Here is a 13,717-nt window from a genome sequence, read left to right on the forward strand (position 1 = left end):
ATTCCAGGCCAGAAACTATCCCGGCAGCCTAATGGGTTGGTAAGGATTTGTCAGGCCCATGCTTGAGCTGCGCCTCGCTTCAAACGACTACATGGAACTCATGGGAACGACACCTTGATGATGGTTCTGCTGCGCACTGGAGTTATCGGCTGTCTGGCCCTGCTCTTGATGATTTTCAACACCATCGCTTGGGCTGATTCGGAGCCTGCCGTGTCGACGCCGCTGTCGACAGAGCAACGCGCGTGGCTTGCAAAGCGTGGCCCGTTGCGAGTCGGGCTGGTGATGCAGGCACCTTATGCTCAGCTTGATCGTCGCCAGCAGCAGCTTTCCGGTGCCAACGTTGATCTCATGAACCTGCTCGGCAGAAGCCTGCAAACTGAACTGCTGTGGCGTAACTTTCCTGATCAGGCCGCTTTGGAAGAAGCTTTGGCGCAAGGCATGGTAGACATCGCCCCCGGCCTGACGCAAACCCCGGCCGGCCTTCGTGTCTGGCTGTTTTCGGATCCCTACATGAGGGTTTCGCAACTGGTGGTGGGCGAGCGCGACGGTTCTGGAGTCGTGGATCTGGAGAAGCTCGACAGCCGCACGCGGGTGGTGATTCGTATGCCCAGCGTGACCGCCGACTATTTGCGCAACACCTATCCCCATATCAATTTGCAAGGCGTGCCACTGGATCGGCAAGCGCTGCAATTGTTGCTGAGCCAGCAGGCGCGCTATGCCGTGCTTGATGAGGCACAGCTCAGCCGTTTGTCTCGGGAACCGGAGTTTGCAGGGCTGAATATTGTTGGTGATATCGGGTTTCCCCAATTGCTTCGCGTCGCTACCCGTCGTGATGCGCCTGAGTTGGCCGAGATTGTCAGTGCCGCTCTGCACGCTATTCCGGCCAAGGAGCTTGATCAACTGCATGCACGCTGGCTGCCACTTAATGCGGTAAAAGCCAGCGAGTCGCCAGGCTTCTGGCAAAACATTTGTCTGTTGCTGCTGGTATTGCTGCTGGCCAGTTTCGCCATCGTTATCTGGCAACGGCGTCAGCAACAGGTACTGGAGCGCGAAGTGCTTGCGGCTCGTGAGGAGCTGGCGTTGCGGGCTGCGGGGGAAGAGGCGCTGCGCCTGGCGCAGTTTTCCATCGATCAAAGCACGGTAGGGATACTCTGGGTCAATTGGGACAGCCGTGTGCGCTACGCCAATCAGGCAGCAGAGACCATGTTGGGATACGTCAGCGGCGGCGTGGTTAATCGCCCGTTGATTGATTTCGAACCTACCTTGCACATGGATCGCTGGCTGGGCCTATGGAAAAGCGCGCGCTCCAGCGAAGGCATTGCTCAGACGTTCGAAACCAATTGTGTGCGCGCCGATGGCAGCGTTCTGCCGGCTGACGTCTCCTTGAGTTTCCTGCGCTTCGAGGAGTCCGAGTATCTGGTGGTTTTCCTCACCGACGTGACCGAGCGCCGCCGTTATCACGAACAATTGCGTGAACTGTCGGCGCACCTGGAGAGCGTGCGCGAAGAAGAAAAGGCCCGCATCGCGCGGGAAGTTCACGACGAGTTGGGTCAGATGCTGACCGTGCTCAAGCTGGAAACGTCCATGTGCGAACTGGCCTACGCCGACCTTGATCCAGGTCTTCGGGATCGACTCAACAGCATGAAGCGTTTGATATCCCAGCTGTTCCAGCTGGTACGTGATGTGGCGACCGCGCTTCGCCCGCCGATCCTCGATGCGGGTATCGCTTCGGCCATCGAATGGCAGGCGCAACGGTTCGAAGCGCGCACTCAAATTCCGTGTCTGGTGGACGTGCCTGATAATTTGCCGACGCTCAGCGATGCCTTGGCCATTGGCATGTTCCGGATTCTGCAGGAGGCGCTGACTAACGTTATGCGTCACGCTCAGGCGCACACCGTAGACGTGAGTCTGACGCTGGATGAGGGCGTAATGTGCCTGACCATTGCCGACGACGGCATCGGCTTTGTCCAGCCACAGGGTAAGGTCGTTTCGTTCGGTCTGGTAGGCATGCGCGAGCGAGTGTTGATGCTCGGCGGCAGATTGGAACTGGACAGCGAGTCAGGTGAAGGCACAACCTTGCGCGTCTATATTCCGTTGCGTCAAACCGGGCAGGAGCAGCAAACGTGATTCGTGTACTGGTAGCTGAAGACCACACTATTGTTCGTGAAGGCATCAAGCAGTTGATCGGCCTCGCCAAGGATTTGCTGGTGGTGGGCGAAGCCAGTAACGGTGAGCAGTTGCTGGAAACTCTTCGCCAGACCGAGTGCGAAGTGGTGCTGCTGGATATCTCCATGCCCGGTGTGAATGGCCTTGAAGCGATCCCGCGGATTCGCGCGCTGACCAACCCGCCCGCAATACTCGTGCTGTCGATGCATGATGAAGCGCAGATGGCGGCGCGGGCCTTGAAAGTCGGGGCCGCCGGTTATGCGACCAAAGACAGTGACCCGGCGCTGCTCTTGACTGCGATCAGGCGGGTAGCAGCGGGCGGTCGTTACATTGATCCGGACCTTGCCGACCGCATGGTCTTCGAAGTTGGTCTTACAGATAACCGGCCGCTGCACTCATTGTTATCTGAGCGCGAGTTCTCGGTGTTCGAGCGACTCGCCCAAGGCGTCAACGTCAATGACATCGCGCAGCAGTTGAACCTGAGCAGCAAGACCATCAGTACTCATAAAGCGCGGCTGATGCAGAAGATGAACCTGCATTCCCTGGCTGACCTGGTGAAATATGCGATGGAGCATAAGTTGTTGTGATCTGAAAACGACATCCGTGCTCAGCTCTGAAACCGCAATCGCGAGCAAGCTCACTCCTACAGATGATCGCAATCCCTTGTAGGAGTGAGCTTGCTCGCGATTGGGCCCTCAAATGCCTAAATACTGACATACCTATCCCCGCCATCCGTGTAGGGCAATCCTTACCCCAATCTCTCCTACCCCCCGATTTGCGCGGCTCCCGGCCTAAACTAGGCTGACCGCACGCAGACAAAACAAAGGTGTGGGTAATGAGCAACGTCGATTCAAGCGCTGGGGCTAATGATGTTCTGGTCAGCTTCCGTGGTGTGCAGAAGAGCTACGACGGCGAAGCCCTTATCGTCAAAGACCTTAATCTGGACATCCGCAAAGGCGAATTCCTGACCTTGCTCGGCCCGTCAGGCTCTGGCAAGACCACCAGTCTGATGATGCTGGCCGGTTTCGAAACACCGACCGCAGGCGAAATCCTCCTGGCAGGGCGCGCCATCAACAACGTGCCGCCGCACAAGCGCGATATCGGCATGGTGTTTCAGAACTACGCCTTGTTCCCGCACATGACTGTCGCCGAAAACCTGGCTTTTCCGCTGACCGTCCGCGGTATGAGCAAAACCGACGTCAGTGAGAAGGTCAAACGTGCATTGGACATGGTTCAGCTCGGCACTTTCGCCCATCGCTATCCTGCGCAATTGTCCGGCGGTCAGCAGCAGCGCGTGGCTCTGGCTCGCGCCTTAGTGTTCGAACCGCAACTGGTTTTGATGGATGAACCGTTGGGCGCACTGGACAAGCAATTGCGTGAACACATGCAGATGGAAATAAAGCATCTGCACCAGCGCCTCGGTGTCACCGTGGTGTATGTGACTCACGATCAGGGCGAAGCGCTGACCATGTCCGACCGCGTGGCAGTGTTTCACCAAGGCGAAATCCAGCAGATCGCGCCACCGCGCAATCTGTATGAAGAGCCGAAAAATACGTTCGTGGCCAACTTCATCGGCGAAAACAATCGCCTCAACGGCAAGCTGCTCAGCCAAACCGGCGAGCGTTGCGTCGTTGAACTGGAGCGGGGCGAGAAGGTTGAGGCGCTGGCGGTCAATGTCGGTCAGGTCGGCGAAGCGGTAACCCTGTCAATCCGCCCTGAACGCATCAGTTTGAATGGCAACAGCGAGAGCTGCGTAAACCGTTTCTCCGGTCGCGTTGCAGAGTTTGTGTATTTGGGCGACCACGTTCGTGTGCGCCTGGAAGTGGCAGGCAAAACCGACTTCTTCGTCAAGCAGCCCATCGCCGAGCTGGACCCGGCCCTGAGCGTTGGCGACGTTGTGCCAATTGGATGGCAAGTCGAGCATGTTCGCGCGCTCGATCCCTTGCAGCACGTGCATTGATCTACAAATAAAAAGGCATCAGCCAGAGGCGAACCCATCGCCCATACGCATATACCAACACTGCTCGTGGAGAAAACAATCAAATGCTCAAATCTTTGAAACTCACCGCAATTACGCTGGGCATGATGTGCGCCGCGCAAGCCATGGCCGCTGACCTGACCGTCATCTCGTTTGGTGGCGCCAACAAGGCAGCACAGGAAAAAGCTTTCTACGCCCCGTGGGAAAAGGCCGGCAACGGCAAGATCATCGCTGGCGAGTACAACGGCGAAATGGCCAAAGTCAAAGCCATGGTCGACACCAAAAGTGTTAATTGGGACCTGGTAGAAGTTGAATCGCCAGAGCTGGCGCGCGGCTGCGACGAGGACATGTTCGAAGAACTGGACCCGGCTGAGTTCGGTGGCAAGTCGAAATACGTACCGGGCGCGATCTCTCATTGCGGTGCGGGCTTCTTCGTCTGGTCCACCGTGCTGGCTTACAACGCCGACAAACTGGCTACAGCTCCGACCGGCTGGGCTGATTTCTGGAACACTGAAAAATTCCCGGGCAAGCGCGGCCTGCGTAAAGGCGCCAAGTACACCTTGGAATTCGCCCTGATGGCTGACGGCGTTGCGCCAAAAGATGTCTACAAAGTGCTGGCCAGCAAAGACGGTCAGGACCGCGCGTTCAAGATGCTCGACAAGCTCAAGCCAAGCATTCAGTGGTGGGAAGCGGGCGCACAGCCGCCGCAGTTCCTGCAATCGGGTGACGTGGTCATGAGCTCGGCCTACAACGGTCGGATCGCAGCGGTCGCCAAAGAAAGCAAACTCAAAGTGGTATGGACCGGCGGCGTTTACGACTTCGACGCATGGGCCATTCCGAAGGGCTCGAAAAACGCCGAAGCGGCGAAGAAATTCATCGCTTACACCCTGGAGCCTGAGCAGCAGAAGACCTTCTCGGAAAACATCGCTTACGGTCCCGCCAATACCGATGCCGTCAAACTGTTGAGCGCTGAAACTCTGCAGAACATGCCGACTACCCCTGAGAACATCAAGGATCAGGTGCAGATCGACGTAGAGTTCTGGAACGACAACGGTGAGCAACTGGAACAGCGCTTCAACTCTTGGGCTGCCAAGTAAGCGCATCAAGTTGAGTGTGATCCGGGCGCGTTCCCTAGAGTAGGGAATGCGCCCCTCGTTTAAAGATTTCGGAGTTCGCTATGGCCACCGCCGTGCCCCTGACTGAAGGCGCCAGCCCCAACTTGAAGCAACGCCTGGCTCGTGCCGAGCGGGTCAACCGCTGGAAGGCTCAAGCCTTGATCGCGCCGTTAGTGATCTTCTTGCTGCTGGTGTTTCTGGTGCCAATCGTGGCGCTGCTCTACAAGAGCGTCGGCAACCCGGAAGTGGTCAATGCTTTACCAACTACCGTGATCGAAGTTGCCAAGTGGGACGGCAAGGGTTTGCCCTCGGAGCCGGTCTACAAGGCGCTGAGCATGGACTTGGCACAAACCCGCAAAAATTCGACGTTGGGCGATTTGTCCAAGCGTCTGAACATGGAACTGGCTGGCTATCGCAGCCTCCTGACGAGCACCGCGCGTGCGCTGCCATTCAAAGAAGAACCCGCCTCTTATAAAGATGCACTCGAGGCACTGGATGAGCGTTGGGGTGATCCGGCCTATTGGCAGGTGATCCGCCGTAATACCAGCAGCGTCACCCCTTATTATTTGCTGGCCGCAGTAGATCACCGCGTTGATGACCTCGGTGAAGTGGCGCCTGCGACCCCTGATCAAGCGATCTATCTGGACATCTTCGCCCGCACCTTCTGGATGGGCTTTGTCATTACCCTGATCTGTCTGGTGCTGGCTTACCCGCTGGCGTACCTGCTCGCCAATCTGCCTGCGCGGCAGAGCAACTTGTTGATGATTCTGGTCTTGCTGCCGTTCTGGACGTCGATTCTGGTCCGGGTCGCTGCGTGGATCGTCTTGTTGCAATCCAGCGGCCTGATCAATGGCGCGCTCATGGCCATGGGCATCATCGATAAACCGTTGGAGCTGGTGTTCAACCGGGTCGGCGTTTACATCTCGATGGTGCACATCATGCTGCCGTTCATGATCCTGCCGATCTACAGCGTCATGAAAGGCATCTCGCCCACCTATATGCGTGCTGCTATCTCTCTGGGTTGCAACCCGTTTGCCAGTTTCTGGCGCGTGTACTTCCCGCAAACCTATGCCGGGATCGGCGCGGGTTGCCTGTTGGTGTTCATTCTGGCGATTGGTTACTACATCACCCCGGCTTTGCTGGGCAGCCCGAATGACCAGATGGTCAGCTACTTTGTCGCCTTCTATACCAATACCAGCATCAATTGGGGCATGGCCACGGCGCTGGGCGGTCTGCTGCTGTTGGCGACCATCGTGCTTTATCTGATCTATAGCTGGCTGGTCGGCGCCAGCCGCCTGCGTTTGAGCTGAGGAGAATTACCATGTTGAGTTCATACTCTTCGCCGCTGGAACGTGTCTGGTATTACGCACTACGCATTCTGTGCGGCCTGATTCTGTTGTTCCTGGTGTTGCCGGTGCTGGTGATCATTCCCTTGTCGTTCAACTCCGGCAGTTTTCTGGTCTACCCGCTGCAAGGCTTTTCGCTGCATTGGTATCAGGACTTCTTCAACTCCAATGAGTGGATGCGTGCGCTGAAAAACAGCCTGCTCATCGCTCCAGCTGCCACCGTGCTGGCCATGGTCTTCGGCACATTGGCGGCGATTGGCCTGACCCGCGGCAACTTCCCCGGTAAAGCACTGGTCATGGCCTTGGTGATTTCGCCGATGGTGGTGCCGGTGGTGATTATTGGTGTGGCGAGCTACCTGTTCTTCGCGCCGCTGGGCATGGGTAACAGCTTTCTGTCGTTGATTCTGGTTCATGCGGTGCTGGGAGTGCCGTTCGTGATCATTACTGTGTCGGCGACGTTGCAAGGCTTCAACTACAACCTGGTGCGGGCGGCTGCCAGCCTGGGAGCGTCACCGCTGACGGCGTTTCGTCGGGTGACCTTGCCGTTGATTGCGCCGGGTGTGATCTCCGGTGCGCTGTTTGCCTTCGCAACGTCTTTTGATGAAGTGGTTGTAACGCTGTTTCTCGCTGGTCCCGAGCAAGCGACGCTGCCAAGGCAGATGTTCAGCGGCATCCGGGAAAACCTCAGCCCGACCATCGCCGCCGCCGCGACGTTGCTGATTGGTTTCTCAGTGGTCTTGCTGCTGGTGCTGGAGTGGTTGCGTGGGCGTAGCGAGAAGCTGCGTACCGCTGTGGAATAACAATGCCCCCTGTAGGAGCTGCCGAAGGCTGCGAATAGCGGTGTATCAGACATACTGATTTCGCAGCCTTCGGCAGCTCCTACAGGGCCGTTCTGGTCATTTCATCTATTCTTCTCATCCTCCCTCGCCAAAACAATTCCAAAGGGCCGAGCTGATGAGTATTGCTGCATTCAAAATCGCCAATAAACTGATCACCGGCGCTGCTGCCATTGAGCAGCTAGCCGCTGAGCTGACCCGCCTGAATATAAAGAACCCCCTGATCGTCACCGATGCGATTCTGGTCAAGAGCGGCACGGTCGACCTTGCGTTGGCGCAATTGGGCGGGCGTGCATATGGCATCTTCGATCAGGTCAAACCTGAGCCTGAAATCTCCATTGTTGAGGACTGCACCCATGCTTACCGGCAGGGTGGCCATGACGGTCTGATCGGGCTGGGCGGCGGCAGTGCCATTGATATCGCCAAAGGCGTTGGCGCATTCGTCGGCCATGACGGGCCGCTTGCCGAGCTGTTCGGTGTAGATCAGGTGAAGCGCAAAGGGCCGCCGCTTATCGCTATCCCGACCACGGCTGGCACGGGATCGGAAGTAACCAACGTGGCGATTTTCTCTGACAAGCTGGCGCAGCTGAAGAAGGGCATCGTCAGCGACTACTTACTGCCGGACGTAGCGCTGGTCAGCCCGGTCATGACGCTGACTTGTCCGCGCAGTGTCACGGCTGCCAGTGGTGTGGATGCGTTGGTGCATGCCATCGAGTCGTATCTGTCAGTCAACCGCTCGTTAATCACTGACTCGCTGGCGCTGGGGGCGATCAAGCTGATCGTCAAGTCGCTGCCCAAGGCGTATGCCAATCCGGCTGATCTCATCGCTCGTGAACATATGGCTACCGCCAGTCTGATGGCGGGGATGGCGTTTGGTAATGCCGGAGTGGGCGCGGTGCACGCGTTGGCCTATCCGTTGGGCGGACGGTTCAATATTGCACATGGTGTGAGCAATGCGTTGTTACTGCCGTATGTGATGGCCTGGAACAAAATGGCGTGTGTGGAGCGCTTTCGCGACATTGCCGAAGCCATGGGGTTGCGGGTCGAGCATATGAGCGATGAAGACGCGGCCAACCAGGCCGTGCAAGCCATGGCGGATTTGTGCGAAGCCGTGGATATCCCCAAGGGCATGCGCAGCTTTAATGTGCCGGAAGACGCGATCCCCGCGATGGCCGAAGAGGCTAGCAAGATCGACCGCCTGATGCGCAATAACCCACGCAAGCTGACGGCGGCGGATATCGAGAAGATCTATCGCGCTGCGTATTGAGACTTTCTGCACTGATGCAATCCTGTAGGCGCCGCCGAAGGCTGCGAATAGAGGTGGGGCAGACAAACTGCCTTCGCAGCTTTCGGCAGCGCCTACAGGGGTTGGAGTTTTCCGGAAACGCTTGGAGTACAATGCGCGCCACCGTGATTCTGCTCAAAAAGGTGCGTCATGCAGCCCTTCCTCATTGCTCCATCGATTCTCTCCGCCGACTTCGCCCGTCTAGGCCAGGAAGTTGACTCTGTGCTGGCCGCTGGCGCCGACATTGTTCACTTCGATGTGATGGATAACCACTACGTGCCGAACCTGACCATCGGTCCGATGGTGTGCTCGGCTTTGCGTAAATATGGCGTGACGGCACCCATTGATGTGCACCTGATGGTCAGCCCGGTGGACCGCATCATCGGCGACTTCATCGAAGCGGGTGCCAGCTACATCACCTTCCACCCGGAAGCAACGCAGCACATTGATCGCTCATTGCAGTTGATCAAAGAAGGCGGCTGCAAGGCGGGTCTGGTATTCAACCCGGCGACCCCACTGAACCTGTTGGAGTACGTGATGGACAAGGTCGACATGATCCTGCTCATGAGCGTTAACCCGGGCTTTGGCGGTCAGAAGTTCATTCCCGGCACCTTGAACAAGCTGCGTGAAGCGCGTGCCTTGATCGATGCCTCGGGGCTGGACATCCGTCTGGAAATCGACGGGGGCGTGAACGTGAACAACATTCGTGAGATCGCGGCAGCCGGTGCTGACACCTTTGTTGCCGGTTCAGCCATTTTCAACACGCCGGACTACAAGCAAGTCATCGACAAAATGCGCGCAGAACTGGCGTTGTCTCGCGCATGAGCGGCTTCGAGCAACTGTTTCCGGGGCGCCTGCCAAAGCTGATCATGTTTGATCTGGACGGTACCCTGGTGGATTCGGTACCCGATCTGGCTGTTGCAGTGGACAAAATGCTGCTCGAACTGGGCCGTCCTGCGGCTGGATTGGCGCAGGTACGGAACTGGATCGGCAACGGTGCGCCTGTTCTGGTTCGCCGTGCCTTGGCCAATGACCTGGACCACAGCGGCGTCGATGATGCCCAGGCCGAGCAGGCACTGGAAATCTTCATGAATTTCTATGCCGAAAAGCATGAATTCACGGCGGTCTATCCTGGCGTACGCGAAACCCTGAAGTGGCTGCAGAAGATGGGCGTGGAGATGGCGCTGATCACCAACAAGCCGGAACGCTTTGTCGCGCCGTTGCTGGATGAGATGAAGCTAGGACGTTTTTTCCGTCTGATCATTGGTGGCGACACCATGCCGACGAAAAAGCCTGACCCGGCCGCGCTGTTTTTTGTCATGAAGATGACCAATATTCCAGCCTCGCAGTCGCTGTTCGTCGGTGACTCGCGCAGTGATGTGCAAGCGGCGAAAGCCGCTGGCGTGCCCTGCGTTGCCATGAGCTATGGTTATAACCATGGTCGGCCGATTGAGGAGGAATCCCCGGCGTTGGTCATTGATGATCTGCGGCGTCTGATTCCCGGTTGCCTGGATCTGGACGCTGGGATACTGTTGCCGGAAATCAAAGATCCCTCCTTTAGAGATTCCATCGTGGTGGTCACTCGCAAACTCTGGATGAAAGTCATCAAGGCCTTGGCCCGCTGGCGTTGGCGCGCCTGACTTGAATCCGGCCGGAGATTGAATCCGGCACCGTTTGCTTACCTGACTGCTAACCCTCACCGATGAGGCTGATGATGAATCGCGAAGAATTCTTGCGCTTGGCTGCTGCTGGCTACAACCGTATCCCTTTGGCCTACGAAACCCTGGCCGACTTCGACACGCCGCTGTCGATCTACCTCAAGCTTGCCGACCAACCAAACTCCTATTTGCTGGAGTCGGTGCAGGGCGGCGAGAAATGGGGCCGTTACTCGATCATTGGTTTGCCGTGCCGCACCGTGTTGCGAGTGCATGATCACGATGTTCGTGTCACTCACGATGGCGTCGAGATCGAGCATCTGGAGGCCGAAGATCCACTGGCGTTCGTCGAAACCTTCAAGGCACGCTACAACGTGCCGACCATTCCAGGCCTGCCACGTTTCAACGGCGGGCTGGTGGGTTACTTTGGTTACGACTGCGTACGCTATGTCGAGAAACGCCTCGGCAAATGTCCGAATCCTGATCCGCTGGGCGTGCCGGACATCCTGTTGATGGTGTCTGATGCCGTCGTCGTCTTCGATAACCTGGCGGGCAAGATGCACGCCATCGTTCTGGTCGATCCGGCGCAACCGGATGCGTATGAAAGCGGCCTGGCACGTCTCGATGAGCTGATGGAGAAGTTGCGTCAGCCGATCACGCCACGTCGCGGTCTGGACCTGACCCGTCCGCAAGCGGCTGATCCGGTATTCCGCTCCAGTTTCACGCAGGACGATTACGAGCGGGCAGTCGACACCATCAAGGAGTACATCCTGGCGGGCGACGTCATGCAGGTGGTTCCGTCGCAGCGCATGTCCATCGACTTCAAGGCTGCGCCGATTGATCTATATCGTGCGCTGCGTTGCTTCAACCCTACGCCCTACATGTATTTCTTCAATTTCGGCGACTTCCATGTGGTTGGCAGCTCACCGGAAGTTCTGGTGCGGGTTGAAGACAATCTGATCACCGTTCGCCCGATTGCCGGCACCCGTCCTCGCGGTGCGAACGAAGAAGCTGATCTGGCGCTGGAAGAAGACCTGCTGTCCGATGACAAGGAAATCGCCGAGCACTTGATGCTGATCGACCTTGGCCGTAACGACACTGGCCGTGTTTCGGAAATCGGTTCGGTCCGGCTCACGGAAAAAATGGTCATTGAGCGTTACTCCAACGTGATGCACATTGTTTCCAACGTCACCGGCCAACTGAAAAGCGGCCTCACCGCGATGGACGCTCTGCGAGCGATTCTGCCAGCGGGCACGTTGTCCGGCGCACCGAAAATCCGCGCCATGGAAATTATCGACGAGCTTGAACCCGTGAAGCGTGGCGTCTACGGTGGCGCGGTGGGTTATCTGGCCTGGAACGGCAACATGGACACCGCGATTGCGATTCGTACCGCTGTCATCAAAAACGGCGAGCTGCATGTGCAGGCCGGTGGCGGTATCGTGGCTGACTCGGTGCCAGCGCTGGAATGGGAAGAAACCCTGAACAAACGCCGCGCGATGTTTCGCGCAGTGGCGTTGGCTGAGCAGCAGTAATCGCTCTGATTGAAAGGGGCGAAGATTGTGTAGGAGATGGTGTGCGACGTGGGACCGGCTTTAGCCGGGAAGAGGCGGCTCCAGACGAAGCATTTTTGTCGTCATGAACCCTGTCTTCCCGGCTAAAGCCGTTCCCAGGACATCGCGCCAATATTCGAGAGCGCCTCCCGTGGGTCTTCAGAAATCCAGGCCCACCCCCAGGATTCATCCCTTGCGTTACGATCAGATATTAACGAATAATGCGAGTCATTATCATTAACTGCTCTGGTCGTATCTTCCATGTCTGCATCGGATCATTGCGCGCTCGGTTCCCTTTATAACGAATACAACGGCTGGCTCAAGGGCTGGTTGAGGGTTCGTCTGGGTTGTGCCAACGAGGCCGCTGACCTGGCCCAGGACACATTCCTGCGGGTACTGACGGCACGTAATGTCGAAGCGATCCGTGAGCCACGCACTTATTTGAGCTCGGTGGCCCGGGCGCTGATGATTGACAAGTTTCGCCGCCGTGCAGTGGAGCAGGCCTATATCGAGGCCTTGGCGATGCGCCCGGAACCTTTGGATATTTCCCCTGAAACACGTTTGCTGATTCTGGAAACCCTGACAGCGGTTGATCTGATGCTGGATGGGCTAGGTGAGCGTACCCGGCAATTGTTTCTCGCGGTGCAGCTTGAAGGTTTGTCCTACGTTGCTGTCGCCGAGCGACATGGTGTTTCGGTCACCACGGTGAAGAATCATATGATTCGAGCCATGACCCATTGCCTCGCGCTGATGGACGACTGAATGGTTGTCCTTGACCACAAGACGCTGGAAGCAGCCGCCACTTGGTATGTGCAGCTCAACTCTTCGAAACCAAACGCTGCACAACGTCAGGCGTGGAGCGATTGGGTCGCGGCGAGCCCGGCGCATGCCCAAGCCTGGGCGCGCGTCGAAAGACTACAAAGTCAGTTCTCTAGCCTGCCTCAGGAAGTTGCATTACCGACTCTGTTGGGTGTGCGTGCCCGTCGCCGGGCGGTGCTCAAAACCCTCGCGCTACTACTGGCCACCGGAACAGCGGGCTGGACCCTCAAGGATTCAACCGCTGTACAAGGCGCCTTGGCGCAATACCACACCAGCAAGGGTCAACGCCGGGAACTGCGCCTGAGCGATGGCAGTACCCTGAATATGAATACCGACAGCGCTGTGGATATCAGCTATGACCCGGGTTTGCGGCTGATTCGCCTGCGTCGCGGGGAAATCCTCATCCAGACAGCGAGCGATCCTGCCAATAGACCCTTTGTGGTGCATACCTCCGAAGGGCAGGTGCGCGCTTTGGGAACTCGCTTCAGCGTGCGCAGCGATGGATCGACCTCTGAGGTCAGCGTGATGGAGCATGCTGTAGAGGTGCGTGCCAGTAGCAATCCGTCGGTACCATTTCGCCTTGAGGCGGGTCAGCGCGTGGGATTTACCCGTGACAAAATCACTACGCCCATGCCCGTGCCACCCGGGGCGGACGCATGGACCCAAGGCATGCTCACTGTGATCGAGTGGCGTCTGGGGGACTTCATTACCGAACTATCGCGGTATCGCCACGGCTTCGTACGTTGTGCCGACAGCATTGCGGATTTGCGACTGTCAGGTGCATTTCGCGTAGACGACACCGACACGATATTGGAAAACCTCAGGGTATCTTTGCCCGTGAAGGTGAAGTACCTGACGCGTTATTGGGTCAGCATTGAGGCGGTGTGAACCGCTGTAAATAAATCGTCTGATCGGGTTGCCGATTTTCATTCTCATACGGCCAATCACTGAAGCGGCGAACAGAGCC

Annotated in this window: 12 protein-coding genes; all 12 read left to right on the forward strand. The window is 57.5% G+C overall.

What is annotated here, in order from left to right:
- Positions 1 to 117 precede the first annotated feature (117 nt).
- Positions 118 to 2,127 (forward strand): PAS domain-containing sensor histidine kinase, encoded by a 2,010-nt coding sequence (locus AUC60_RS14800; protein ID WP_087268697.1) that lies wholly within the window; start codon positions 118 to 120, stop codon positions 2,125 to 2,127.
- Positions 2,124 to 2,753: a response regulator gene (locus AUC60_RS14805; protein WP_087268700.1), complete on the forward strand. Its 630-nt coding sequence runs from the start codon at positions 2,124 to 2,126 to the stop codon at positions 2,751 to 2,753. Before AUC60_RS14800 ends, AUC60_RS14805 begins: the two co-directional genes overlap by 4 nt.
- 248 nt (positions 2,754 to 3,001) lie before the next feature.
- The gene (locus AUC60_RS14810) at positions 3,002 to 4,126 is read left to right on the forward strand and encodes an ABC transporter ATP-binding protein (protein ID WP_087268703.1); all 1,125 of its coding nucleotides are present in this window, start codon (positions 3,002 to 3,004) and stop codon (positions 4,124 to 4,126) included.
- Positions 4,127 to 4,209: 83 nt separating this feature from the next.
- Positions 4,210 to 5,241 (forward strand): polyamine ABC transporter substrate-binding protein, encoded by a 1,032-nt coding sequence (locus AUC60_RS14815; protein WP_087268706.1) that lies wholly within the window; start codon positions 4,210 to 4,212, stop codon positions 5,239 to 5,241.
- A gap of 80 nt (positions 5,242 to 5,321) precedes the next feature.
- Positions 5,322 to 6,569, forward strand: a complete 1,248-nt coding sequence (locus tag AUC60_RS14820; RefSeq protein WP_087268709.1) for an ABC transporter permease — start codon at positions 5,322 to 5,324, stop codon at positions 6,567 to 6,569.
- 11 nt (positions 6,570 to 6,580) lie between these two features.
- Positions 6,581 to 7,405 carry an ABC transporter permease gene (locus AUC60_RS14825; protein WP_087268712.1) on the forward strand — a complete coding sequence of 275 codons (825 nt, stop codon included), beginning with the start codon at positions 6,581 to 6,583 and terminating at the stop codon, positions 7,403 to 7,405.
- 154 nt (positions 7,406 to 7,559) lie between these two features.
- Entirely contained in the window at positions 7,560 to 8,708 is a 1,149-nt protein-coding gene (locus AUC60_RS14830; RefSeq protein ID WP_087268715.1) for an iron-containing alcohol dehydrogenase, read from the forward strand.
- A 168-nt stretch (positions 8,709 to 8,876) separates the two neighbouring features.
- On the forward strand, positions 8,877 to 9,551 hold the full coding sequence (rpe, locus tag AUC60_RS14835) for a ribulose-phosphate 3-epimerase (protein ID WP_027900674.1): 675 nt from the start codon (positions 8,877 to 8,879) through the stop codon (positions 9,549 to 9,551).
- The gene (locus AUC60_RS14840; protein WP_087268719.1) at positions 9,548 to 10,366 is read left to right on the forward strand and encodes a phosphoglycolate phosphatase; all 819 of its coding nucleotides are present in this window, start codon (positions 9,548 to 9,550) and stop codon (positions 10,364 to 10,366) included. The genes rpe and AUC60_RS14840 overlap by 4 nt, the downstream gene beginning before the upstream one ends.
- 74 nt (positions 10,367 to 10,440) lie before the next feature.
- A complete protein-coding gene (gene trpE / locus AUC60_RS14845; RefSeq protein ID WP_087268722.1) occupies positions 10,441 to 11,913 on the forward strand; it encodes an anthranilate synthase component I in 1,473 nt (490 codons plus the stop codon).
- A 279-nt stretch (positions 11,914 to 12,192) separates the two neighbouring features.
- On the forward strand, positions 12,193 to 12,693 hold the full coding sequence (locus AUC60_RS14850) for a sigma-70 family RNA polymerase sigma factor (protein ID WP_087268726.1): 501 nt from the start codon (positions 12,193 to 12,195) through the stop codon (positions 12,691 to 12,693).
- Entirely contained in the window at positions 12,694 to 13,638 is a 945-nt protein-coding gene (locus AUC60_RS14855) for a FecR domain-containing protein (RefSeq protein WP_087268729.1), read from the forward strand. It begins immediately after the preceding gene.
- Positions 13,639 to 13,717 lie beyond the last annotated feature (79 nt).

The organism is Pseudomonas caspiana, assembly GCF_002158995.1.
Lineage (GTDB): Bacteria > Pseudomonadota > Gammaproteobacteria > Pseudomonadales > Pseudomonadaceae > Aquipseudomonas > Aquipseudomonas caspiana.